This is a genomic window from Yersinia sp. FDAARGOS_228 (assembly GCF_002073315.2).
GTDB classification, from domain to species: Bacteria; Pseudomonadota; Gammaproteobacteria; order Enterobacterales; family Enterobacteriaceae; genus Yersinia; species Yersinia intermedia.
The window spans coordinates 1158368-1183932 of record NZ_CP020409.2; the positions used below are offsets into that span (position 1 = coordinate 1158368).

Consider the following 25565-nt stretch of genomic DNA (forward strand, 5'->3'; position numbering starts at 1 on the left):
ATCAGGGCTAACGATCGATTGGCCCTGATTTCCTCGCTAGCGCTCAACCTTTCCAGCAAAACGTCACCGGCTCTAGCATTTATGTGACCTGTCCCTCAACTCTCTTCCTTTGTGGTATGAATTGGGCGTTTGTCCAATGTATTCCCTTTACAGAGTACATATGCTGGTGCATCAGCCCAGACTGAGGCCCATTCATGAGTGTATATAATCTTGACCCCCGGCTAGCCCAGGATATTGTTACCCGTACCATGAAGATCATTGATACCAATATTAATGTGATGGATGGTAAAGGTCGGATCATTGGTAGTGGCGATGAAGAGCGCCTTGGCGAATTGCATGAAGGGGCGCTCTTGTCGCTGTCTCATGGCCGGATCGTCGATATCGATGAAGCTGTTGCTCGCCAGTTGCACGGCGTGAAACCAGGGATCAACCTGCCATTGCGCCTTGAGGGTGAAATCGTGGGTGTGATTGGCCTAACCGGCAATCCGGGGCAGTTACGCCAATACGGCGAACTGGTGTGCATGGCGGCAGAGATGATGATGGAGCAGGCGCGACTGGTGCACCTGTTAGCACAGGATAGCCGTCTGCGCGAAGAGTTGGTATTGAACTTGATCCGCACTGAAGAGATATCACCGGCACTGATGGAATGGGCACAGCGCCTTGGGGTAGATATCAATGAACCGCGCGTCGTGGCCGTGGTAGATGTGGACAGCGGCCAGTTGAGTGTTGACAGTGCTATGTCGGAATTACAAGAGTTGCAAACCCTGTTGACGACGCCGGAGCGTAATAATCTGATTGCGATTGTATCCCTGACTGAAATGGTGGTGCTTAAACCGGCGCTGAATAGCCACGGCCGCTGGGATGCTATCGATCACCGGCGGCGTATGGAGTCTTTGTTGTCGCGTATGACTGAGCGGGGCCGTTTGCGGGTGCGCCTGTCGCTTGGCAACTTCTTTACCGGGCCGGGCAGCATTGCGCGTTCATACCGTACCGCTCGTACTACTATGGCAGTAGGTAAACAACGGATGCCGGAGCAGCGTTGCTACTACTATCAGGATTTGGTGTTACCGGTATTGCTTGATAGTTTGCGTGGCGGCTGGCAGGCCAATGAATTAGCCTTGCCACTGGCTAAATTACGGGCGATGGACAGTAACGGTCTGTTGCGGCGCACGCTGGCCTGCTGGTTCCGTAATAACGTGCAGCCAACGGCTACGGCTAAAGCGTTATTTATCCATCGCAATACTTTGGAGTATCGGCTGAATCGTATTTCCGAGCTGACCGGTTTGGATTTAGCGAACTTTGATGATCGCTTGCTGCTGTATGTGGCGCTTCAATTGGGCGAGCAGGAGTAGAGGTGATAGTAAGGTAGCGGTGATAGTAAGAAGGGCAGGCCGAGTGAGTGTCACCCGGCCTGATGATATCGCTGATACTTAGGTCACTGGTGCCGGATTAAACACCGCCAAGGCATTGCGCAACCCCCATTGATCGGACCACGTCCGTTTGCGGTCACTGGCAATATCCAGAATAAATTCAAATAATTGCTGACCAACCTCTTCAATAGTGGCATCGCCTGTCGCAATGGTTCCGGCGTCGATATCCATCAGGTCATGCCAGCGGTTAGCCAGATCGGTGCGGGTTGCCATTTTGATTACCGGTACTGCCGCCAGACCATAAGGGGTGCCGCGCCCGGTGGTAAATACCTGAACGGTAATACCCGATGCCAGTTGTTGCGTGCCGCAGACAAAATCACTGGCTGGGGTGGCTGCAAAAATCAGCCCACGCTTGGTGGGGCGCTGCCCCGGAGAGAGCACTTCCACAATGGCGCTGCGGCCAGATTTGGCGATGGAACCGAGCGCTTTTTCCACTACGTTTGCTAAGCCGCCCTTTTTATTCCCTGGTGAGGGGTTGGCGCTACGATCGGTTTTGCCGGTTTCGAGATAGTCGTCGTACCATTTCATCTCTTCCAGTAACCTTCTGCCAACCTCCTCATTAATCGCCCTGGGAGTTAACAGATGGATAGCATCACGTACTTCCGTGACTTCAGAAAACATGACTGTTGCGCCGCAACGCACCAGTAAGTCCGAGGCATAACCCACCGCAGGGTTGGCGGTTACGCCAGAAAAAGCGTCACTGCCGCCGCATTGCATACCGACCACCAATTCAGAGGCCGGGCAGGTTTCACGTTGGCGCATATTCAGGCGTTGCAGGTGCTTTTCCGCCACTTGCAGAATGTCATCGACCATGGAACGGAAGCCGACGTGTTTCTCATCCTGCAAGCGCACGATATTGCTTTCATCCAGTGAGATAACCTGCACGTCAGGTGTCCCTTCCAGCAGCCGCTCAGGTTGGAGTTTTTCACAACCGAGGCCGACGACCATCACTTCGCCACCAAAATTAGGGTTAAGGGCCAAATTATGAATCGTGCGGATGGGCACTACCGCTGCCGGAGCATTAATTGCCACTCCACAGCCATATAAGTGATTCAGTGCAACTACGCCATCGACATTGGGATACTTGGGCAGTAGGGTGCGTTCAATGATATTGACGACATAATCCACCACGCCAGCCACGCAATGTACGCTGGTGGTAATCGCGAGTAGGTTTTTGGTTCCCACACTGCCGTCAGCGTTGCGATAGCCCTCGAAGGTATAACCTTCCAGTGGTGGTAAGGCCTCGGGGACTGCGGTGGCAAGGGGTAAGGTTTCCAGTGCCGGTGCAGCAGGTAATTCAACTAACGATTCATCTATCCAGCCGCCACGAGCAATATCCCGCACTGCCAGACCAATCACTTCAGCATAACGAATAATTGGGCCGCCTTTAGGAATATCAACCAAAGCCACTTTATGGCCTTGTGGCACATGCTCAATAAGTTCAAGGCCACATTTAAACCGGGTGCCAGCACAAAGCCCATTGTTATTAACCACAATGGCAACGTTATCCGCGTCCTGTACTTTAATATAAAGTGGGTTGTTACATATGCTCATCATATTTTAAGCCTATTAAGATGTTTTCAATTCCAGGCGTTTGATATCGCCGACAACAAATAAGTAACAGAACATGGCCATAATGGCAGAACATCCAACAAAGATTAAGGCAGCATTAAAGGAGTGTAATTCTTTCACCAGATAACCGATAACCAGCGGCGTAACAATAGAGGCGACGTTGCCAAATACGTTAAATAACCCGCCACACAAGCCAACAATCTCTTTTGGTGCCGTATCCGCAATAACCGGCCAACCCAATGCGCCAAAACCTTTGCCAAAGAAGGCCAATGCCATTAGTGCGACCACTACCACGTCGCTATCGACGTAGTTACACAGAATGATGCTTGATGCCAATAACATGCCTAACACGATAGGAACTTTACGGGCAAAAGTCAGGGAATGACCACGTTTAATGAGTGAATCAGAGAATACGCCACCTAATACACCGCCAGCAAATCCGCATAATGCCGGGATAGAGGCGACCATCCCCACTTTTAAAATAGACATCCCTTTATCTTGTACTAAATAAATGGGGAACCACGTCAGGAAGAACCAGGTGATCGTATTAATAAAGTATTGACCAAAAAAGACACCCAGCATCATTCGGCTAGCCAATAATTGCTTCAGATAATCTAATTTAGGGCCGCTTTTATGACCATCGGGTTTTTTGTGGTCCATATCAACAACCGCACCACCTTGTTTTATGTATTCAAGTTCAGATGCAGACATACCAGGGTGATCGGTCGGGTTATGAATAAATTTAACCCAGGCAATGGTTAACACGAAACCTAGCCCGCCCATGACGGTAAACACATGCTGCCAGCCCCAGGCAAAGGTTAAATAACCTAATAATGGAGAGAAGAGTGCTAAGGAGAAGTATTGTGCAGAGTTAAAAATAGCTGAAGCAGTCCCCCTTTCTTTGGTGGGGAACCAGGCCGCAACAATTCTGGCGTTAGCCGGGAAAGAAGGTGCTTCAGAGAAACCCAACATAAAGCGCATGATAAACATGGAGATAGCGGCATACGCTATCGGGAACATGTCGACAAACCCTTGCGTAAAGGTAAATAGCGACCAGAAGAACAGGCTATAGGTGTAGACCCGCTTGGAGCCATAGCGGTCCAGCAGCCAACCCCCCGGTATTTGCATTAACAGGTAAGCCCAGCCAAAGGCTGAGAAGATATAACCCATTGCCACGGCATCTAATTGTAATTCTTTTGCTACTTCAGTGCCTGCAATTGACAATGTTGCCCGGTCAGCATAGTTAATTGCAGTCACAATAAAGATAATTAATAGTATTATATAACGGACGTGGGTCCGTTTTTCAGTCACAGCGGCTTCCAGACTCATTTTTATACCCTCTATAATCATTATTTAGGTTGCCGCATTTAAATTCATCATGAATGAGATGCAATAACCTATTTTTTATTTGGTGTCATATAAATAAAATAATCAATTTTCATAAATGTCTTCGTTAGCGCCAGATACATTATATGGAGCAGAGAAATAATTCGCATTGTGCATCGGCCCAAAAAAATGCGGTTAAATTATTTAATTGTTGTGTGGCTGTACAGCTAAGTGGGGTTATCATCACAAATACGCCTTCTGCCTGAGGCCTCAACGGTGCGAGTTGTCTTGCAGAGCCGCAATTTTATTGGCTATATTTCAATAAAGTTATTTTGCATTATGATAATAAACTGATCTGGATCAAAGTTGTCTTTAGTATCCAGATGGATTAAATAAACATCAAATTAACATTGTGCGAGTTAAATCTCTTTATTATTGTAAATAATTGGGGTAAATAACTGCGCTTAATCGATTCTTACCGCGATTTATTACTCTTTATCTTCGTGCATTTGCCTATTTAATTATCCCGAAATATCAGCAATGGCACGATTCTTTTGCATTAAAAATTAATTGTAATAATACAATATTATAGACACTATGTTTGTAAGGTTAATGAGTTGATAGAGTTGTGAATAGTTGTTGCAAATAATAATTATTTATCTGGCAATGGCGTGACTTCTGGGAAAAATAAGATGAATCCATTTATTGTTGCTGACGCCGAAAGTTGTATTGGTTGTCGGAGCTGCGAAGTTGCTTGTGTAGTCGCTCACCATGAAGGGAAGTTCCCTGATAAGCCTGACTATTTCACGCCTCGAGTGAAAGTCTTTAAAGGTAACCAAAGTGCCACTGCGGTCTTTTGTCACCATTGCGAAGATGCCCCCTGTGCCAGCACCTGCCCGAATGGTGCCATTGTTGAGTTGAATAACAGCGTTCAGGTTATTCAGGAGAAATGTATCGGCTGCAAAACCTGCATGATCGCTTGCCCGTTTGGCATGATGACGGTCGTTACCGAGACCGTGCAACCCGCAAGTCATCGCCTGGCTGATGCCTATCAACGTACTGAAGCACAGAAATGCGACCTTTGTATTGACCAGCCTGATGGCCCTGCTTGTATCAAAACGTGTCCGACGCAGGCACTGACACTGGTCGATCAACATTATCTGCTCCGGCAACAACAGCAAAAACGCCAGCGCACCGCATTGAATGAGCACAATGGTCGTTTGTTCAGCAGTGCGACCTCTGCTGGCGCGGCGCACTCATTCAGTCCATTGAGCAAAAATATTCGTGATGCGGCACCGGTTAATTTATTGCAGCGGCCACGAACTCCACGTCTCGAGCCGAAAAAAATCCCACTGGCGGAGCGTAAAGCAAGTTTTGCCGAGATCTATCTGCCGTTCACCGAAGGCCAAATCCATGAGCAGGCCGAACGTTGTTTGAATTGCGGCGATAAGACTATTTGCCAGTGGACCTGCCCGCTACATAACGCTATCCCGAAATGGATTTCATTGGCTCATCAGGGGCGTATTCATGAAGCGGCAGAGTTATCCCACCAAACCAGTAGCTTGCCAGAGATCTGTGGCCGAGTTTGTCCGCAGGACCGCTTGTGTGAACAAGCTTGTACTTTAAACGACCACGATGGTGCAGTAACGATTGGCCAGATTGAACGGCATATTACGGAAACGGCATTAGCCACTGGCTGGCGGCCTGATATGTCGCAAGTCAAACCCACAGGTAAACGTGTTGCTATTATCGGCGCGGGGCCTGCGGGGTTAGGGTGTGCGGATATTCTGGTCCGTAATGGTATTACGCCGGTGGTGTTTGATCGTTATTCCGAAATCGGTGGGTTGTTAACCTTTGGTATTCCGGCATTCAAATTAGATAAAGGTGTGATGACCCGTCGACGTGAGATTTTTAGCGAGATGGGGGTCGAGTTCTGCCTAAATACCGAGATTGGGCGGGATATCACCATGGAGAGCCTGCTCAGTGATTTCGATGCTCTATTCCTCGGTGTGGGAACATATCGCTCGATGCGCTCCGGGCTGGAAAATGAGGATGCTCAAGGGGTTTACGATGCTTTGCCATTCCTGATTGGCAATACCCAACATCTGATGGGGTACACAGGCAGTAGTGCTCACCCTTATGTCAGCATGGAAAACCAACGGGTGGTGGTTTTAGGCGGCGGCGATACCGCGATGGACTGCGTGCGTACTTCATTGCGCCATGGTGCTAGCAGCGTGATTTGTGCTTACCGCCGTGATGAAAAGAACATGCCTGGCTCCAAGCGAGAGGTGAAAAACGCGCGCGAAGAAGGGGCCGAATTTATGTTCAATCTTCAACCACAAAGGATTGAGGTGGATGAACAAGGGCAGGTCACCGGCATCAAAATGGTGCGCACTGAAATGGGTCAGGCCGATGCTAAAGGGCGGCGACAGGCCCGCCCAATCGCCGGCTCCGAGCACATTATTCCAGCCGATGCCGTAATTATGGCCTTTGGTTTTAGCCCGCACCGTATGTCGTGGTTGGCGGAACACAATGTGGTGCTGGATAAGCAGGGGCGAGTGGTCGCACCGACGATTTCCGGTTACCCGTATCAAACCAGTAATCCAAAAATCTTCGCGGGCGGTGACATTGTGCGTGGTGCAGATCTGATTGTCACGGCCATTGCCGAGGGGCGCAAAGCAGCCGAAAGCATTGCTTATTATCTCAATGTTTTATAACCGCGGCGGCCAGGAGAGAAGATGAACCGATTTGTAATCGCCGATATGACGCAGTGCATTGGTTGCCGCACCTGTGAAATTGCCTGTGTGGTGGCGCACAGCCCCGATAATAACGCCAGCACCATTACGCCAGAGCAGTTCCATCCGCGCTTGAGCGTAATGAAAAGCTTTGCCGTCAGCACCCCAATCTTGTGCCATCAATGTGAAGATGCGCCCTGTGAAAACTCCTGTCCGAACGGTGCTATCGTCACTGGCAGTCATGGCGTTCAGGTAATGGCCTCTCACTGTATTGGCTGCAAAACTTGCATGCTGGTCTGCCCGTTTGGGGCGATGAATATGGTTGAGCAGACAAGCCATGGCTCAATGGTGCGAGCGCAAGCGCATAAGTGTGATTTATGCCATTCCCGTGAGGCAGGCCCGGCCTGTATTGAAGTCTGCCCAACCAAAGCATTGAAATTGGTGACGCCGATGGCGTTGGAAACGCTACAACGGGACAGACAATTGCGCGCTGCTCGTGGCGCTGCACCGGGCATCGTCCGGTAACGTTTGTGGTTATAAGGATAAGAAAATGGAAAAGATCCTCACGGTCTGCCCTTATTGCGGTTCTGGATGCAAGTTAAACCTATTGGTTGAGGATGGCGAAATTGTTGGCGCACAACCGGCCAATGGCGTCACAAACCAGGGGGAGCTATGCCTGAAAGGCTACTATGGCTGGGACTTCCTCAACGATACCCGGTTGCTAACTCCACGACTGACTGCACCATTATTGCGGCGTAAGCGGGGTGAGGCGTTTCAGCGGGTGAGCTGGCAGGACGCCATTGCCTTTATTACCACCAAACTCAAAGCAATAAAAAAACGCCATGGCCCGGATGCCATCATGATGACTGGCTCCTCAAGAGGGCCGGGCAATGAGGCTAACTATGTGATGCAGAAGTTTGCGCGTGCAGCCATCGGCACCAACAATATCGATTGCTGCGCTCGCTTGTGTCATGGCCCCTCGGTGGCCGGATTGCAGCAAACGCTAGGCAATGGGGCGATGAGTAACTCGATTGGTGAGATTGAAAATACCGACTGTGTGTTGGTGTTTGGTTATAACGCGGCTGACTCTCATCCGATAGTTGCCAGACGGATCCTCAAGGCCAAAAGCAAAGGCGCTAAACTGATCGTTTGCGATCCGCGACATATTGAAACTGCTCGCATTGCCGATCAATGGTTGGCGCTGAAAAATGGCGCGAATATGGCGCTGGTGAATGCTTTTATCTATGTGCTGATTGAAGAAAAACTGTACGACGCTAATTATGTCCGTGCGCATACGCGCGGCTTTGAAGAACTGCAAGCGGGAGTGGCAGATTACCGCCCGGAGGACGTTGAACATATTACCGGCTTACCTGCATCTGCGGTACGACAGGCAATGCGTACTTATGCTGCCGCCCCTACTGCCACTATCTTGTGGGGCATGGGGGTTACCCAATGGGGGCAGGCGGTCGATGTGGTTAAGGGTTTGTCTTCGCTGGCGTTATTAACCGGTAATCTGGGGCGGCCAAATGTTGGCGTCGGGCCGGTACGCGGCCAAAATAATGTGCAGGGCGCGTGTGATATGGGGGTGCTGCCCAATACCTTCCCCGGTTATGAGAAAGTGACTGATGATGAGGCCAGAAACCGCTTCGCTGCTGCCTGGGAAGTGCCTGAATTACCCGCGCATATTGGTTACTCGATTACCGATGTGCCGCATAAAGTTGCAGAGGGCAAGTTGAAAGCCTATTACGTGTTTGGTGAAGATCCGATCCAGACCGAACCTGATTTAGCCGCAATGCGCGCCGCGTTCGAGGCATTAGAGTTGGTGGTGGTGCAGGATATCTTTATGACTAAAACCGCTGAATTGGCGGATGTGGTACTCCCGGCGACCTCGTGGGGTGAACATGAAGGGGTTTATACCAGCGCCGATCGTGGCTTCCAGCATTTTAACAAAGCCATTGAGCCGAAAGGCGATGTGAAGCCTGACTGGGAAATAATTAGCCTGATATCGACGGCAATGGGTTACCCAATGGCATATCAAAACACCCGCCAAATTTGGGATGAAATGCGTAGCCTGTGCCCACCATTCGCTGGCGCAACTTACGAGAAAATGGCCGGTTTGGGTTATGTACAATGGCCTTGTCCGACAGAAGATCACCCCGGAACGCCGTATCTCTATACCGATAGTCAGTTTGCTACTGAGGACGGTAAAGGCTTACTCAGTTGTGCGCCATGGCAACCGCCACATGAGCAGACTAACCCTGATTACCCACTGGCACTTTGCACCGTGCGGGAAGTGGGGCACTACAGTTGCCGCTCGATGACCGGTAACTGCGCCACATTGAAGATTCTGGCAGATGAGCCTGGCTATGTACAAATACACCCAGAGGATGCCAGCCAGCTCGGTGTGGTTGATCAAGCACTGATCTGGATCTCTTCGCGGCGTGGCAAAGTGATCGCCCGCGCCAGTGTCACCGATCGAGCCAACCTGGGGGCGGTGTATATGACCTATCAGTGGTGGATTGGTGCTTGCAATGAGTTGACGGTGGATCATGTTGATCCGGTGTCAAAAACACCGGAGTTCAAGCATTGTGCCGTCAAGGTTGAGGCGATTAGTGATCAAAACGCGGCGGAGCACTATGTTGAGCAACAATATAGCCAGATGAAAAAACGCTTATCTGATGCGGCTACCGTGCAGTAATTGATAACCTACCGCGCCAGACCATTCGCAGGGTTTAGCGCGGCATGGTTTGCTGCAAATGTGCTAAGAACTCAGTGGCGTTCATAAAACCGGTCACTCTGGCGGCGGGAACCTCTTTACCCTGCGCATCAAAAAACAGAATAGTTGGCAAACCCAACACCTTGAGTTCTTTCAACATCGCCGCATGTTCGGCGCTGTTGCTGGTGACATCAGCCTGAATGAGCACGGTATCCGCGAGCTGGCGCTGAACATGGCTATCACTGAAGGTATATTTCTCAAACTCTTTACAGGCCACGCACCAGTCTGCATACAGATCCAGCATCACCGGCTTGCCCTGTGCTTGCGCTAATGCAGCCTGTAATTGTGGCAAATTAGCCACCGGTTGGAAGCTTAAGTGTTTGATTTCAACCTGCTGCGTGTTGCCATTAAAAGCCCAATCCTGTAACGGGCGGGCAGCGATTAATAGCGCCGCCAACAGCAGCAATTGTAAGGCCCGTGCCCAGCCAGAATGGGTTTTAAGGCTGAGTACAAATGCCCAACCGAAGAAGGCGATGGCCAGCAGGCTCCATAAACGCAAGCCCCAGACATCACCCAAGACCCTTTCCAGCAGAAATACCGGCAGCGCCAGAATCACAAAGCCGAAAGCTTCTTTGACATATTGCATCCACGGGCCGCTACGCGGGATCAGCTTGTTGCCAAACAGCGTCACAACTACCAGTGGAATCCCCATACCTAACGCATATAAATACAACGTACCGCCACCGGCCAGCATATTTCCGCTTTGCGCGATATACAGCAGAATGGCGCTGAGGGGCGCGGTGGTGCACGGAGAGCAAATCAGGCCCGCCAGTGCACCCATGGCAAAGACACCGGCCAGCGAACCGCCACGTTGGCTGCTACTCCACTGTACCAGCCGGGTTTGCAGTGACGAGGGCAGTTGCAGCGAATAGAGGCCAAACATCGATAGCGCCAATAATACGAACAGCACCGATAACCCAATCAACACATACGGATGTTGTAGCGCGGCCTGAAATTGTAAGCCAGCCGCCGCTACCACTAAACCGAGCAAGGTATACGTCAACGCCATGCCTTGCACATATACCACTGCCAGTATCAATATTCGCCGCTGGCTGTGGGGCTTTTCGCGGCCAAGAATAATGGCGGAAATTAGCGGGTACATGGGCAACACACAGGGGGTAAAGGCGATACCGATACCAATTAATAGCGCCCACAGTGGTGAGAAGGGTAATTCAGCCGGTACAGGCGCGCTATCGTGGGTGGGTTGTGCCGCGCCCTGCGGGTTAACGGTAGCGGCTGAGCTAGCGATGATGGCATTAAGCGGCACCACCCGTACTTCTGGCGGGTAACAGAAACCGGCGGCGGCACAGCCCTGATAAGTGACGCTGACACTCGCACCTCCCGCAGCCTGCGAAATCGGGATTTTCAGCACGAGCTGCTGTTTGAAAATCGCCACTTCACCGTAGAACTCATCATGATGTGCAATACCCTCTGGCAGAGTAAATTCCCCTAGAGTGGCGTGCTGTGGCTCAATTTTTATTTGCTGGCGATACAGATAATAGTCGGGATGAATCTGCCAACTCAGTGTGAGCTGGTCGCCTTGTTGGCGAAAATCAAAGGCAAACGCCTTATCGACCGGTATGAACCGGCTCTGGCTGCTTTTTTGGCCAAAGGAGGAACTCTCACCAAATAGTGAGGCCTGTGCGCTGTGCGGTACGAGTAAAGCGCTGCACAGCAGCAGAATCAGAGTAATGAAGCGTTGAGCCATGACAGGTAATCTTTATCTCCGCCCTGTACCGGTAACACCAGTAATTCTGGCGTCTGGTAGGGGTGATGTTGTTTGATGTAACTGAGAAGGGCTTGCTGATGATCTGTATCGCTCTTAAACAAGAGTTGCACTTCATACTCTTGCTGGAGCTTACCTTCCCAGTAGTAAATCGAGGTTGCACCGGGCAACAGCGTGGCACAGGCGGCCAATTTCTCACCCAGAACCTGCGCGGCTAAATCTTGCGCGCTGGCTTCATCAGGGGCGGTGCACAATACCACAATTGCATCACAATCAGACATCTTAACCTCATCGGTTGCGCGGCTTATATGACGAAGCGGAGCGTAACGTGCTGTATATACGCGTTACCTGAATACTTGCCTGGACACTATAGCGCGAAGCGCGGGCAGGTCAGAAGATGATTTATGTAACGGTGAGATAGATTCGATGAAAGTGGCAAATGAGTGTTGTAGAAGAGGATTGCTGATGTGAGTGGGGGCGCAAATAAATTGCGCCCCACCAAAACGCTTACAGAACCAGACTACCCATCACAAAGCCGAAGCACACGGCCAGCGCCACCCCGATGGTACCAGGGATGAAGAATGGATGGTTAAACACGAAACGACCAATACGCGTAGTACCTGTATCATCCATTTGTACTGCTGCTACCAATGTTGGGTAGGTAGGCAGAATAAACAGACCAGACACCGCCGCGAAAGAGGCGATGGCGGCCAGTGGTGACACGTTCAGGGCCATTGCCATTGGCATCAATGCCTTGGCAGTTGCAGCCTGAGAGTACAACAATGCAGAACAGAAGAAGAAGATAACGGCCAGCAACCATGAGTGAGCTTGAATCAGGCTACCCGCAGTTTCTTTAATCCACTCCAGGTTGTGCTGTACAAAGGTATCACCTAACCAGGCTACACCCAGAATACAGATACAAGCGCTCATACCGGCTTTGAAAGTGCTGGAGTTCAGGACTGCATCGGTATCAACCGAGCAAACCAGCGTAGTGACGGTTGCCACACTCAGCATGATGATCAGGATAGCGTTAGTGGTATTCATCAGCGGAGTTGCAACCAGACCGACACTCGGGCTGTTGATAATCGCGTAGGCAACCACACAAAGAACGCCCGCCAGGAACAGTAGCACTGACGTTTTAGCCCGTGGTTTGATTACTTTTACAGTATCGCCACGCAGTGTTACCAAACCTTCTTCTAAACGTTTGATATAGATAGGGTCATCAGACAATTTAGAGTTAAAGCACAAGGATACGATCAGCGACATCACCAGCACCGCACACAGGGTAGAGGGGATGACGATCATCAGCAGATGCAGATAGCTAACGCCATGACCTTCCATAACGGAAGACATGTAAACCACCGCCGCTGAAATCGGTGAGGCAGTAATGGCTATCTGTGCGGAAACCACTGCTGTGGACAGAGGGCGGCAAGGTTTGATGCCTTGCTCTTTCGCCACTTCTGCAATCACGGGCAGAGCTGAAAGAGAAATGTTACCTGTCCCAGCAAAGATGGTCAGAAAATAAGTGACCAGCGGTGCCAGAATGGTGATGTGTTTTGGATTCTTACGCAGTAACTTTTCAGTTTGCTGCACCAGATAATCCATACCGCCCGCTACCTGCATCGCAGAGATTGCAGCAATAACGGCCATAATAATTGAGATAACATCGAACGGAATGCTACCGGGTTTAACGCCAATAATGGCTAAAACCAGAACACCGATGCCGCCTGCAAAACCAATACCGATACCACCTAACCTGGCCCCTAAAAAAATGGCCAGCAGAACGATGACTAATTCTACGGCTATCATAGTGTTTACTCCTTATTTAAAATTGGGAACAACTTGTTTTAATTAGTAATGAAAAGTTAAAGAATTGTGTTCGCCAGAAAGTAGAAAGGCACGCTGTCCAGAGGAGCATGCGTGCCTTTCAGGGCTACCGGATGATTATATTATTGTTCATTTTCATCGGTATAACGTTTCGCTTTATAAGCCGGATGCATCAGGTTCTCAACAGAGAAAATGTCGTCCAGCTCGGCTTCAGTCAACAAGCCGCGTTCCAGAACAACTTCCCGCACATTTTTACCGGTTTCCGCACAGATTTTACCCACGATGTCACCATTATGGTGGCCAATGAATGGGTTGAGATAAGTGACGATACCGATGGAGTTAAAGACGTAGCGTTCGCAGACCTCTTTGTTGGCAGTAATACCGTTAATACATTTTTCCAACAGGTTATAACAGGCGTTTGTCAGGATATGGATAGACTCAAACATGGCCTGACCAATCACTGGCTCCATAACGTTCAACTGGAGTTGACCCGCTTCGGCGGCCATAGTAATGCAAGTGTCGTTACCGATCACCTTAAAACAAACCTGGTTAACGACTTCAGGGATAACCGGGTTAACTTTGGCAGGCATAATTGAAGAACCAGCCTGTAATTCTGGCAGGTTGATTTCATTCAGGCCAGTACGTGGGCCAGATGACAGTAAACGCAAGTCGTTACAGATTTTTGACATCTTAACAGCCAGGCGTTTCAGCGCACTGTGCACCATGACGTAAGCACCACAGTCAGAAGTTGCTTCGATCAAGTCTTCAGCCGGAACACAAGCCAAGCCACTGATTTCAGATAATTTCTTTATTGCTAACTGTGAGTAGCCTTCTGGTGTGTTCAGCGCAGTACCAATCGCAGTTGCACCCAGGTTAACTTCTAGCAGCAATTCAGCGGTACGTTGCAGGTTCTTGGTTTCTTCTTTTAATAATATCGCAAAGGCTTTGAACTCCTGGCCCAGCGTCATTGGTACTGCGTCCTGCAACTGGGTACGGCCCATTTTCAGGATTTTTTCGAATTCTTTGGATTTTCTTTCAAAACCTTCTTTTAACTGATTGATCGCGTCGATCAACTTCATAATGGAGGCATACACCGCAATGCGGAAACCGGTAGGGTAGGCATCGTTGGTGGACTGGCATTTATTCAGATGGTCGTTAGGGTTAAGGTATTGATACTCTCCCTTCTGGTGACCCATCAGCTCCAGACCGATATTGGCCAGAACTTCGTTGGTGTTCATGTTTAAAGAGGTACCGGCGCCGCCTTGGAACACGTCAACCGGGAACTGATCCATGCACTTGCCTTTATCCAGAACTTCATCACATGCCTGAATAATGATATCCGCGATTTTGCGTGGGATAGTGTGTAGCTCTTTGTTCGCCATTGCTGCGGCTTTTTTTACCATAACCATGCCGCGTACAAATTCGGGAACATCACTAATTTTGCTGTTACTGATATAGAAGTTTTCAATCGCACGCAGGGTGTGAACACCGTAGTAAGCCTCTGCGGGGACTTCTCGTGTACCTAACAGGTCTTCTTCAATACGAATGTTATTTGACATGAGAACCTTCTCTATTGTGCTGTCTTGTTTTGTATTTGTTAATTTAATAATGCCGCCGTGAGCAATATGATGCCGCAATGAACCTTTAGTGCGGAAAGATTAACCACTCATCTTCTTGCTAACAGGATCATATGCTGCTTAGCGACAAAAAGCCTTGAACTGAGATCACTATATGGTCGGATTTAATCGAGATGATCTGATATCTGTGATTCTTCTCACAGTTAGATTAATTAGTAATAAAAGTATGGCAGCAACTTGAAAATCGAGCCAACCATCACCATTTTACTGTAGTCGACCCACGTTGAAGGGGGAGCTGATGCTGAAATCTGCTAACAGAGGGAAAGGGGCGTGTCAGCAACAGCCGGGTCAAGGTTTTCATGGTATCTGTCAGGCAGGTTTACCTGATGAGGGATACTGAATGATCGGAATAAGGAGAATGCGGTGCGTTGGTTACCGTTAGCGCTGATATTTTTATTGGCATACATAGAAATATCGATATTTATTAAAGTCGCAGCCGTATTGGGTGTGTTGGTTACCCTGCTGCTGGTGATCCTTAGCTCCTGTGTGGGGATCTCTCTGGTGCGTAACCAGGGGATAAAAACCTTTATGCAGATGCAGCAAAAACTGGCTGCCGGTGAAAGCCCGGCGGCAGAGATGATTAAAAGTGTGTCGCTGGTTTTGGCTGGCTTCTTGCTGTTGATCCCTGGTTTCTTCACTGATTTCCTCGGCTTACTGCTGTTATTGCCGCCGATTCAGAAATCTTTAACGCTAAAACTGATGCCGCATCTGAATATTTATCGTGGTGGTTTTACTCACAATGGTTCTGGCCCTATGGGTGGTGGCAATACCTTTGATGGCGAGTTTCAGCGCAAAGCTGACGACAGTTTCACAGTAGAACATCGCTCTGATGAGGATGATAAACCTACAGATAATCGTTTCAAAGATGATAAGTAAGCTGTGGGTTTTATCTAATAGCTTGTTTATTAATCATAAATTTATAAAGTAAATTACAGACTTTCTTTGTCGGGTAGGCAACGAGGAGGATGAGAATCTTCCTGATCAGGGTGAAAAAAAGTGAAATTTTTTTTGTCGTCTCCCTTGAAGGGATGAGAGGGTGCCCCCACTTAGAATGTCACGGTATCGGTTATGAAGGCGTGCCGATATTAATCCTAAATCTGATACGGACCTTCTCATAGGAGAGCTATCAATGAAAATTCGTCCATTGCATGACCGCGTTATCGTCAAGCGCAAAGAAGTTGAATCTAAATCTGCTGGCGGCATCGTTCTGACTGGCACTGCAGCGGGTAAATCTACTCGTGGTGAAGTTCTGGCAGTCGGCAATGGTCGCATCCTGGATAACGGTGAAATCAAACCGCTGGATGTGAAAGTAGGCGACATCGTTATTTTCAACGATGGTTACGGCGTGAAGTCAGAGAAGATCGACCATGAAGAAGTGTTGATCATGTCCGAAAGTGACATTCTGGCAATTGTTGAAGCGTAATTCACGCTCTCTAATCTTCTGAACTGAACGAGTTAAGGGAAATACCAATGGCAGCTAAAGACGTAAAATTCGGTAACGACGCACGCATCAAAATGCTACGCGGCGTAAACATCCTTGCTGATGCAGTGAAAGTGACCCTGGGCCCGAAAGGCCGTAACGTAGTTCTGGACAAGTCTTTCGGCTCTCCAACTATCACCAAAGATGGTGTTTCAGTTGCGCGTGAGATCGAACTGGAAGACAAGTTTGAGAACATGGGTGCACAGATGGTTAAAGAAGTTGCCTCTAAAGCGAATGACGCGGCGGGTGACGGTACCACTACTGCAACAGTATTGGCTCAATCCATTATCACTGAAGGCCTGAAAGCAGTTGCGGCCGGCATGAACCCAATGGATCTGAAGCGCGGTATCGACAAAGCAGTTATCGCTGCGGTTGAAGAGCTGAAAAAACTGTCTGTACCTTGCTCTGACTCTAAAGCTATCGCTCAGGTAGGGACTATCTCTGCCAACTCTGACTCCACCGTAGGTGAGCTTATCGCTCAAGCGATGGAAAAAGTCGGTAAAGAAGGCGTTATCACCGTTGAAGAAGGTTCAGGCCTGCAAGACGAGCTGGACGTAGTAGAAGGTATGCAGTTCGACCGTGGCTACCTGTCTCCTTACTTCATCAATAAACCAGAAACTGGTTCTATTGAACTTGAAAGCCCATTCATCCTGCTGGCTGACAAGAAAATCTCTAACATCCGTGAAATGCTGCCAGTGCTGGAAGCCGTAGCGAAAGCCGGTAAACCACTGCTGATCATCGCAGAAGACGTTGAAGGCGAAGCCCTGGCGACTCTGGTGGTTAACACCATGCGCGGTATTGTTAAAGTTGCAGCGGTTAAAGCACCTGGCTTCGGCGACCGTCGTAAAGCTATGCTGCAAGACATCGCGACACTGACTAGCGGTACTGTTATCTCTGAAGAGATCGGTCTGGAACTGGAAAAAACCACTCTGGAAGATCTGGGTCAGGCAAAACGCGTTGTTATCAATAAAGACACCACTATCATCATCGATGGCGTAGGCGATGAAGCGGCAATCCAGGGTCGTGTTACTCAGATCCGTCAGCAAATTGAAGATGCGACTTCTGACTACGACAAAGAAAAACTGCAAGAGCGTGTCGCTAAACTGGCTGGCGGCGTTGCCGTTATCAAAGTGGGTGCCGCAACTGAAGTTGAAATGAAAGAGAAGAAAGCGCGCGTTGAAGATGCTCTGCACGCAACCCGTGCGGCAGTAGAAGAAGGCGTAGTGGCTGGTGGTGGTGTTGCACTGATTCGTGCTGCATCTGCTATCACTAAATCTGGTCTGAAAGGCGATAACGAAGATCAGAACGTCGGTATCAAAGTTGCTCTGCGTGCGATGGAATCTCCACTGCGTCAGATCGTGGTTAACGCCGGTGAAGAAGCCTCTGTTATCGCGAACAACGTTAAAGCGGGTTCAGGTAGCTACGGCTACAACGCTTATACCGAAGAATACGGCGACATGATCGCGATGGGTATCTTGGATCCAACTAAAGTGACTCGTTCTGCTCTGCAGTACGCAGCCTCTATTGCTGGTCTGATGATCACCACCGAGTGCATGATCACTGACCTGCCACGTGATGACAAAGGCGGTGATATGGGCGCTGGCGGCATGGGTGGTATGGGCGGCATGGGCGGCATGATGTAATGCTGCCAACCTTTGAGTTGCCATTAGATTGGTAGCAAAAGGAACAAGCTGTTGATAAAAGCGAGTGGGGTGACCTGCTCGCTTTTATTTTATCTAGTATCACTGCACCTTGTCATAACCCCCCACCTCTACTTACTCTTATACTGAGTCTTTTCTGATTCAAATTTCGTAACTTAACGCGCTAAAAGTGGTTTTAATTCATTCAGTGTGATGATTGCATGACTTTTTTTAGTTGTGGCAGTAATTTAATGTGTAAACTGATAACCATTAACCATCAGGCTCGACATCGAGTATTTGGATAATTTCGGCAACGGATGCCTAAGCGGCAGCGGTGCTTTCTGGTAATCTTTAGCGTGATTCTCAACTTAGAATGGGGAAAAAAATGCGAATTAAAGTGTTACTTGGCCTTTCAGCAGCGCTGTTGCTGGCGGGTTGTAGCTCCACTAACCAATTAAGTTCGGCGGGTGAGCAAGTGAAGTTCTCTGATACTAAGCCTGGTGCTGAATGTCAGTTGGTCGGCCAAGTGGCTGGTACTCAGAGTAACTGGTTCTCTGGTGGCGGTGGTGAAAGCAGTTCTATGCGTGGTGCAGCAAATGATCTACGTAATAAAGCAGCAGCAATGGGTGGCAACGTAATTTACGGTGCTACCAGCCCAAGCGAAACCTTCTTATCAAGCTTTGCGCCACTGGATAGCAAAATGGTTGGCGAAGTTTATAAATGCCCTTGATAGTTCAGGCGAAAATTTAAATAAATCAGGGGATGCCATGGCATCCCCTGATTGTTATATCCATCATCTTTCGAGTTACAGATTTGTCACCCGAATTATTTATCCTGCATCAATCGGAGATCCAGCGGGGTCTTGCTTAACTCACCGCCAATTTCCCGTGCTAAACGGGGAACCAAATAACCGGATACGCGGCATAGAAGCCCTTTCATCAATAGCCTTGCTTCGTCATCATCGACCATAAAGTGAGCAGCGCCCTGTACTTTATCCAACACATGGATGTAATAAGGCAGAATACCGGCATCAAACAAGGCATTACTTAATGTTGCCAATACCTCGGCATCATCATTGATCCCTCGCAACAGCACACTCTGGTTTAATAGGGTCACACCCGCCCGTTTGAGCTGTGCCATACTGTCCCGTAAAGGCTGATCGATTTCATTGGTGTGGTTTATATGTGTAACCATCAGCACTTGTAATCGTGTATCACCCAACCGCTGACACAGTGCCGCAGTAATACGGTCAGGGATAACCACCGGTAACCGGGTATGGATACGCAGGCGCTTGATGTGAGCGATGTTTTCCAGCTCATCCAGCAACCAACTGAGTTCATGGTCTTTTGCCATTAGCGGGTCACCGCCGGAAAAGATGATCTCGTCTAGCTCAGGGTGTTGGCGGATATAGTCTAGCGCTTGATGCCAGTTGGCTTTGTTGCCTTGGTTATCCTGATAAGGGAAATGGCGGCGGAAACAATAGCGACAATTGACGGCACAGCCGCCTTTAACCAGCAGCAGTGCGCGGTTGTGATACTTGTGTAATAAGCCGGGTACGACGCTGCGTTGTTCATCAAGCGGATCGGTGGTGAAACCGGGGGCGGCGATAAACTCTTCGCGCGCGGTCAGCACTTGAAGCAATAATGGGTCAGATGGATCCCCCAGCCGCATACGCGCAACAAAAGCGCGGGGGACTCTGAGAGGGAATAAACGACGAGCCTCAATACCTTGTTGCAGGTTAGGGTGTTCATTTAAGGACAGAATTCTTAGCAATTCGGCCGGATCAGTAATTACATCGGCGAGTTGCTGTAACCAATCTTCTCTAATTGGCATGTTTCGGGTTACAATACTTGCCATTTTTTAGGCTTAACTACCAGTTTCTTGAGGACCATTATGGCCACTTATTATAGCAACGATTTTCGTCCCGGTCTTAAAATCATGTTCGAGGGCGAGCCTTATGCAGTTGAATCCAGCGAGTTCGTAAAACCAGGCAAAGGTCAGGCTTTTGCTCGTGTTAAGATGCGCCGCCTGCTGACCGGCTCACGCGTTGAAAAAACCTTTAAATCTACCGACTCTGCCGAAGGCGCAGACGTTAACGATTTGAACCTGACTTACCTGTACAACGACGGTGAGTTCTGGCACTTCATGAATAACGAGACTTACGAACAGTTGCAAGCTGATGCTAAAGCCATTGGTGATAACGACAAATGGCTGATTGATCAGGCTGAATGTATCGTAACTCTGTGGAATGGTCAGCCTATCGCTGTCAGCCCACCAAACTTTGTTGAACTCGAAATTGTTGACACTGATCCAGGTCTGAAGGGTGATACTGCCGGTACCGGTGGTAAACCTGCAACTCTGAGCACCGGTGCAGTGGTCAAAGTGCCATTATTCGTACAGGTTGGCGAAGTCATCAAAGTTGATACCCGCTCTGGCGAATATGTTTCTCGCGTTAAGTAAGCCTTAATAAGTAAGATGCGCTGAGAATGAAAGAAAACCGCTTTTAAGCGGTTTTCTGCTATCTGGGCCTGTCGGATGTGGATTTTATCGATAGCGCGCGGTGGTGCTGCAAATTGAGTCGGAAAAAGTGCAATGCTGTTTTTTTGACTATCCTTATAAGCTGAGTAAGCCCAATGTCCCATAAGGAACCTTTAAAATGTTGAAGAAAAGTATCGCCATTATTTTTTCATTGTTGGTTATCTCTTCATTGAGTGCCTGCAACACCACGAAAGGTGTTGGCAAAGATGTTCAAAGCGCAGGTAGTGCGATTGAACGTAGCGCCGAATAAACGTCTGTTTATGTTGTTATCGGCGGTGATTGCCGCCGGATTTGTTTTGGTTGATCATGATATTGCTGATTATTATTTAGCGTGATAACGTATCCCCCTTACCTTTCTGCTGTTCAGGACGACCTGAGCACGCATCTGTTTTTCGGGGACGACCCCGCCTGAGCGAGGTGGTTACCATGGCTTGGATTATTCTGGTTATTGCGGGTTTGTTAGAAGTTATTTGGGCTATCGGCCTAAAGTATTCTCATGGTTTTACGCGGTTGACGCCCAGTGTTATCACTCTTGTGGCGATGGCCGCCAGTGTCTTTTTACTCGCTTATGCCATGAAAACGTTACCGGCAGGCACGGCCTATGCGGTCTGGACCGGTATTGGTGCGATAGGTACAGCTATTTTAGGTATTGCACTGCTTGGGGAGTCTGCCAGTTTGGCGCGGGTGCTTAGCTTGGGGTTGATTTTGGCCGGAATTATCGGGTTGAAGTTGGCGTCATAACCGAAGGTTTCCTGTAGCGCGTTCTCGGAATGAAGAGCAGATCGGGTCATATTTCGATCTGCTGTTACAGATTAACGGCTAAAACACCACATTATTACTTTTTAATCTCTGCGCTCCGCCCTTCCTGCTTAACCCATATCAACTGATCAACCGGGAAACCATAATTCTTCGCTACGGCAACCAAACGATCGCGAGTTTGAGTATCAATTGTTGGCGTACGGGATAAAATCCACAAATAATCCCGGTTAGGGCCAGCAATTAAGGCATGTTGATATTTATCATCTAAATCAATGACATTATAGCCGCCATAGAAAGGCCCAAAGAATGACACTTTCAGTGAGGCTTGTTGTGGCGAGCCAATAAAATAGGCTTTGCCGATACTCTCCTGCCATTGCTGCTTCTGCGGGTTATAACCCCGATTAATGACTTTTACACCACCATCATCTCGGGGCGTGTAATTAGCGCTGACTCTCTCTAATCCACGTTCAAAAGAGTGGTCCAACCGAGCAATTTCATACCAGGTGCCGAGATAGCGGGGGAGTTGAAAGTTATCAACCACTTTCATGTCTTTAGGGGGCGTCACGCTACAGGCGACCGAGAGCAGGGTTGCAGTTAATACGGATAGTTTTGACCACAGGCGCATTGACGTTCCTTAGTTTTCTGATAATTACTCTATGGTTGAGAATAGCTATCAGTTATCAGAGGCGCAAATAGATGAATCTGAGTTATTAGCTGAGTGCTGAAAAAGAAACGGCCCGCTAAAGAGCAGGCCGCAGATCAGGTATGAATAATTACAGCGTTAGGACACCAATGATAGTGACCACACTCAGAATGGCTGCCAGACCATAGAATACCCATTTCCCGGCAGGGACATGGATTTTCAAATCATGCATAGCGTGATGGATACGGTGTAAACCGCACCACAGTGGCAGAATTATCATCAGTAGCAGGAAGATGCGGCCAATGAAACTCTGACAGAATGCCAGAATGCGCTCATAACTCAACGCATCACCAGGGAAGGCGCCCAGCGGCAGCAAAATAGCAACCAGCAGAATAACGGCAGGTGCAATAATCGCACTCCACATACCACCCGCGCCAAACAGACCCCAGAAGATAGGTTCATCGGAGCGTTTAGGGACTTGATTCATCTTGTTCTCCTCCGAGTTAGAGTAAGGCAACGGCCAGAATAATCGCGGTAGCCACGACAGTCACAACCCACAGCGCCTTGATAATTGGCTCTGGACCCATCTTTTCGCTATTAACGATAATGTTAGCGGCCTTCGGTGCCAGTTCAAACCAGGTTTTGGTATGCAGCACAGCGGCCAATAACGTAATGATATTGATCAGTAACACCAGTGGGTTTTGCAGGAAACCAACAAAGCCTTCCCACCCAGCCGGGCCACTTTTCAACGCGAATACGCCGTAAATCAACAGAACACTGAACCAGACTGTTGGCACCGACGTGCCTTCACGCACCATATAAAAGCGGTAGAAACCGAGCTTCTGCCACCAGTTTGGGGCCATGGTACGGACATAAGCTTTACGTTTAGTAGTCATTACTGTCTCCCCTCCCTTATTGTGGTTTCAGCATGGCGATCATGAAGTCTTTAGCACTCTCAACCTTGCCTTGCTGGATAGCAGCAGCCGGATCAACGTGTTTCGGACAAACTTCAGAACAGTAGCCAACGAAGGTACAGCTCCATACACCATTTTTACCGTTAAGCTGCGGCATACGTTCTTTTTTACCGTGGTCACGGTTATCCAGATTGTAACGGTGCGCCAGAGTGATCGCTGCCGGGCCGATGAACTCAGGGTTCAAGCCAAACTGCGGGCAAGCGGCATAGCACAGGCCACAGTTAATACAGCCGGAGAACTGATGGTATTTCGCCATCTGAGCTGGAGTCTGTTTATTTGGGCCGTCTTGTGGTTTCCGCTCATTACCAATAATGTAAGGCTTGATCGCTTCCAGACTCTCAATAAAGTGAGTCATATCAACCACTAAGTCGCGTTCAATTGGGAAGTTACCCAAAGCCTCGACTTTCATTCCGCCCGTGTATTCGCGTAGGAAAGTCTTACAGGCAAGTTTCGGAACTTTGTTGACCATCATGCCGCATGAGCCGCAAATCGCCATTCGGCAAGACCAGCGATAAGAGAGGTCCGGTGCCAGGTTATCTTTGATGTAGCCCAATGCATCAAGCAGAGAGGTCTGCTCATCATAAGGTACTTCAAAGGTTTCGAAGTGAGGTTCGCTATCACTTTCCGGGTTATAGCGCATGACCTCCATTTTCAGGAGTTTCATATCAGTCATTCGCCTGCTCCTTATCCTTCAAATCTTTTGCATCTTTCGCATCTTGTGCGGTGGCTTCACCACCATAAACACGTTTTGCAGGTGCCAGCTTGGTAATTTTAACGTCGCTGTATTCAAGGCGTGGTGCGCCACCCGGATTATGGAATGCTAGCGTGTGTTTGAGGAAGTTAACATCATCACGCTCGGTACAGCCTTCATCCAGACGCTGATGCGCGCCACGGGACTCTTTGCGGTTAAGTGCGGAGTGGGCCATACATTCAGCCACATCCAAGCCATAACCCAGCTCGATGGTGTACAGCAAATCAGTATTGAAAACACTGGAGGTATCGGTGATTTTCACGCGTTTAAAGCGCTCTTTCAACTCGGCCAGTTTATCCACAGTTTTCTGCATCAGTTCTGGTGTGCGGTAAATACCACAACCTTCTTCCATTGACAGGCCCATCTCATCGCGGATTTTAGACCAGTTCTCGGTCCCTTCCTGTTTCATCAGATTACTCAGGCGGGTTTCCACATCACGGGTTTGAGCATCCAGCGCACTGCCATTTGCCGGCCCGGCTTCCATGGCCCGCGCTGCTGCTTGTTCACCGGCGACACGACCAAATACCACTAACTCAGCCAGTGAGTTGGAACCTAAACGGTTCGCGCCATGCAAACCAACAGAAGAACATTCACCTACCGCGAACAGCCCTTTGATCCGGGTTTCGCACTGCTGGTTGGTTTCGATACCGCCCATGGTGTAATGCGCAGTTGGGCGCACTGGGATAGGTTCTTTGACTGGATCGACACCAACATAGGCTTTTGCCAGCTCACAGATGAACGGCAGGCGCTCGAGCAGTTTTTTCTCGCCCAAATGACGCAGATCCAAATAGACCACATCACCACGTGGTGTGGCGATAGTGCGGCCAGCACGCCATTCATGCCAGAAGGCTTGCGAAACTTTATCGCGAGGGCCGAGTTCCATGTATTTGTTTTTAGGTTCGCCGAGTGGGGTTTCTGGCCCCATTCCGTAATCCTGCAAATAACGGTAACCATCTTTATTGACCAGAATACCGCCTTCGCCACGACAACCTTCAGTCATCAGGATGCCAGAGCCTGGCAGGCCGGTTGGGTGGTATTGCACAAATTCCATATCTCGCAGCGGAACGCCGTGGTGGAATGCCATCCCCATACCATCACCGGTAACAATACCGCCGTTGGTGTTATAACGATAAACTCGGCCTGCGCCACCGGTAGCCATGACCACCGCGTTTGCACGAATTTGTACACGGGTGCCTTCCATCATATTCATGGCAACTACACCGCGAGCCTGGCCATCATCGACCAGAATATCCAACACAAAATGCTCATCAAATCGTTGAATTTGAGGGTATTTTAAAGATGTCTGGAATAGAGTGTGCAGCATATGGAAGCCGGTTTTATCGGCAGCAAACCAGGTGCGCTCAATTTTCATCCCACCAAAACGGCGAACGTTAACCGAGCCATCAGGTTTACGGCTCCATGGGCAGCCCCAAATTTCTAGCTGTGCCATTTCTTGCGGGCAACTGTGGACAAAATGGTCAACAACATCTTGTTCGCATAACCAGTCACCACCGGCTACGGTATCGTGGAAATGATAGTCAAAGCTATCGTGGTCTTGTGTGACGGCGGCTGATCCCCCTTCGGCAGCCACAGTATGGCTACGCATCGGGTATACTTTCGAGATCAGAGCAATCTTCAGTTGGGGGTTGGCTTCCGCTGCGGCTATTGCTGCACGTAAACCAGCACCTCCGGCCCCGATAATAGCAAGATCGGCGTTAAAGGTTTGCACTGCGCTTCTCCATTGTTCAAGT

General features: G+C 49.2%; 23 protein-coding genes. 11 read left to right on the top strand and 12 right to left on the bottom strand.

The annotated features are described in order from the left end of the window. Nucleotides 1-194: 194 nt before the first annotated feature. A complete protein-coding gene (locus A6J67_RS05280) occupies nucleotides 195-1352 on the top strand; it encodes a CdaR family transcriptional regulator (protein ID WP_005187379.1) in 1158 nt (385 codons plus the stop codon). Between the two features lie 78 nt (nucleotides 1353-1430). On the opposite strand, the gene garD is transcribed toward A6J67_RS05280, so the two are convergent. After that, entirely contained in the window at nucleotides 1431-2987 is a 1557-nt protein-coding gene (gene garD, locus A6J67_RS05285; RefSeq protein ID WP_005187382.1) for a galactarate dehydratase, read from the bottom strand. A 12-nt stretch (nucleotides 2988-2999) separates the two neighbouring features. Next, on the bottom strand, nucleotides 3000-4331 hold the full coding sequence (locus tag A6J67_RS05290; RefSeq protein WP_005187385.1) for an MFS transporter: 1332 nt from the start codon (nucleotides 4329-4331) through the stop codon (nucleotides 3000-3002). 689 nt (nucleotides 4332-5020) lie between these two features. Between A6J67_RS05290 and aegA the strand changes: the two genes are divergently transcribed. The 3 genes from aegA to fdhF are packed head-to-tail and all read left to right on the top strand — an operon-like array spanning nucleotide 5021 to nucleotide 9761. Continuing rightward, nucleotides 5021-7045, top strand: a complete 2025-nt coding sequence (gene aegA / locus A6J67_RS05295; RefSeq protein ID WP_050088970.1) for a formate-dependent uric acid utilization protein AegA — start codon at nucleotides 5021-5023, stop codon at nucleotides 7043-7045. Between the two features lie 21 nt (nucleotides 7046-7066). Next, nucleotides 7067-7588 carry a 4Fe-4S dicluster domain-containing protein gene (locus tag A6J67_RS05300; RefSeq protein ID WP_042568700.1) on the top strand — a complete coding sequence of 174 codons (522 nt, stop codon included), beginning with the start codon at nucleotides 7067-7069 and terminating at the stop codon, nucleotides 7586-7588. 25 nt (nucleotides 7589-7613) lie between these two features. Continuing rightward, entirely contained in the window at nucleotides 7614-9761 is a 2148-nt protein-coding gene (gene fdhF / locus A6J67_RS05305) for a formate dehydrogenase subunit alpha (RefSeq protein ID WP_080608066.1), read from the top strand. 34 nt (nucleotides 9762-9795) lie between these two features. On the opposite strand, the gene A6J67_RS05310 is transcribed toward fdhF, so the two are convergent. The 4 genes from A6J67_RS05310 to aspA all read right to left on the bottom strand — a co-directional run bounded on the left by A6J67_RS05310 (nucleotide 9796) and on the right by aspA (nucleotide 14951). After that, nucleotides 9796-11547, bottom strand: a complete 1752-nt coding sequence (locus tag A6J67_RS05310; protein ID WP_050297142.1) for a protein-disulfide reductase DsbD — start codon at nucleotides 11545-11547, stop codon at nucleotides 9796-9798. Further along, entirely contained in the window at nucleotides 11523-11846 is a 324-nt protein-coding gene (gene cutA, locus A6J67_RS05315) for a divalent cation tolerance protein CutA (protein ID WP_005187404.1), read from the bottom strand. The genes A6J67_RS05310 and cutA overlap by 25 nt, the downstream gene beginning before the upstream one ends. A 226-nt stretch (nucleotides 11847-12072) precedes the next feature. Continuing rightward, nucleotides 12073-13374 (bottom strand): anaerobic C4-dicarboxylate transporter, encoded by a 1302-nt coding sequence (locus tag A6J67_RS05320; protein ID WP_005187407.1) that lies wholly within the window; start codon nucleotides 13372-13374, stop codon nucleotides 12073-12075. 140 nt (nucleotides 13375-13514) lie between these two features. Continuing rightward, nucleotides 13515-14951 carry an aspartate ammonia-lyase gene (aspA, locus tag A6J67_RS05325; RefSeq protein ID WP_005187411.1) on the bottom strand — a complete coding sequence of 479 codons (1437 nt, stop codon included), beginning with the start codon at nucleotides 14949-14951 and terminating at the stop codon, nucleotides 13515-13517. A 441-nt stretch (nucleotides 14952-15392) separates the two neighbouring features. Here aspA and A6J67_RS05330 point away from each other — a divergent pair, with 441 nt between their 5' ends. From A6J67_RS05330 to A6J67_RS05345, 4 genes are all read left to right on the top strand, one after another. Further along, nucleotides 15393-15905: an FxsA family protein gene (locus tag A6J67_RS05330; protein WP_005187427.1), complete on the top strand. Its 513-nt coding sequence runs from the start codon at nucleotides 15393-15395 to the stop codon at nucleotides 15903-15905. A 253-nt stretch (nucleotides 15906-16158) separates the two neighbouring features. After that, complete coding sequence (locus A6J67_RS05335) at nucleotides 16159-16452, top strand: co-chaperone GroES (protein WP_004391824.1); 294 nt, start codon at nucleotides 16159-16161, stop codon at nucleotides 16450-16452. A gap of 47 nt (nucleotides 16453-16499) precedes the next feature. Continuing rightward, on the top strand, nucleotides 16500-18152 hold the full coding sequence (groL, locus tag A6J67_RS05340) for a chaperonin GroEL (RefSeq protein ID WP_005187431.1): 1653 nt from the start codon (nucleotides 16500-16502) through the stop codon (nucleotides 18150-18152). 382 nt (nucleotides 18153-18534) lie between these two features. Beyond that, the gene (locus tag A6J67_RS05345) at nucleotides 18535-18879 is read left to right on the top strand and encodes a DUF4156 domain-containing protein (protein ID WP_032906818.1); all 345 of its coding nucleotides are present in this window, start codon (nucleotides 18535-18537) and stop codon (nucleotides 18877-18879) included. A gap of 95 nt (nucleotides 18880-18974) precedes the next feature. Here the strand turns inward: A6J67_RS05345 and epmB are convergent, their stop codons facing one another. Next, nucleotides 18975-20006: an EF-P beta-lysylation protein EpmB gene (epmB, locus tag A6J67_RS05350; RefSeq protein ID WP_050297146.1), complete on the bottom strand. Its 1032-nt coding sequence runs from the start codon at nucleotides 20004-20006 to the stop codon at nucleotides 18975-18977. A gap of 36 nt (nucleotides 20007-20042) precedes the next feature. Between epmB and efp the strand changes: the two genes are divergently transcribed. The 3 genes from efp to sugE all read left to right on the top strand — a co-directional run bounded on the left by efp (nucleotide 20043) and on the right by sugE (nucleotide 21428). Next, nucleotides 20043-20609, top strand: coding sequence for an elongation factor P (gene efp, locus A6J67_RS05355; protein WP_032906820.1), 567 nt, complete (start codon nucleotides 20043-20045; stop codon nucleotides 20607-20609). Between the two features lie 196 nt (nucleotides 20610-20805). Then, a complete protein-coding gene (locus A6J67_RS05360) occupies nucleotides 20806-20937 on the top strand; it encodes an entericidin A/B family lipoprotein (RefSeq protein WP_004392446.1) in 132 nt (43 codons plus the stop codon). A gap of 176 nt (nucleotides 20938-21113) precedes the next feature. Continuing rightward, entirely contained in the window at nucleotides 21114-21428 is a 315-nt protein-coding gene (gene sugE, locus A6J67_RS05365) for a quaternary ammonium compound efflux SMR transporter SugE (protein ID WP_005187470.1), read from the top strand. A gap of 94 nt (nucleotides 21429-21522) precedes the next feature. On the opposite strand, the gene blc is transcribed toward sugE, so the two are convergent. The 5 genes from blc to frdA all read right to left on the bottom strand — a co-directional run bounded on the left by blc (nucleotide 21523) and on the right by frdA (nucleotide 25543). Next, entirely contained in the window at nucleotides 21523-22071 is a 549-nt protein-coding gene (gene blc, locus A6J67_RS05370) for an outer membrane lipoprotein Blc (protein WP_005187473.1), read from the bottom strand. Nucleotides 22072-22219: 148 nt separating this feature from the next. Then, complete coding sequence (frdD, locus tag A6J67_RS05375) at nucleotides 22220-22576, bottom strand: fumarate reductase subunit FrdD (RefSeq protein ID WP_042568697.1); 357 nt, start codon at nucleotides 22574-22576, stop codon at nucleotides 22220-22222. 16 nt (nucleotides 22577-22592) lie between these two features. Continuing rightward, the gene (gene frdC, locus A6J67_RS05380; RefSeq protein ID WP_005187478.1) at nucleotides 22593-22985 is read right to left on the bottom strand and encodes a fumarate reductase subunit FrdC; all 393 of its coding nucleotides are present in this window, start codon (nucleotides 22983-22985) and stop codon (nucleotides 22593-22595) included. Between the two features lie 16 nt (nucleotides 22986-23001). Continuing rightward, complete coding sequence (locus A6J67_RS05385) at nucleotides 23002-23736, bottom strand: succinate dehydrogenase/fumarate reductase iron-sulfur subunit (RefSeq protein ID WP_032906821.1); 735 nt, start codon at nucleotides 23734-23736, stop codon at nucleotides 23002-23004. Next, complete coding sequence (gene frdA / locus A6J67_RS05390; protein ID WP_042568696.1) at nucleotides 23729-25543, bottom strand: fumarate reductase (quinol) flavoprotein subunit; 1815 nt, start codon at nucleotides 25541-25543, stop codon at nucleotides 23729-23731. Before frdA ends, A6J67_RS05385 begins: the two co-directional genes overlap by 8 nt. Nucleotides 25544-25565: the final 22 nt, after the last annotated feature.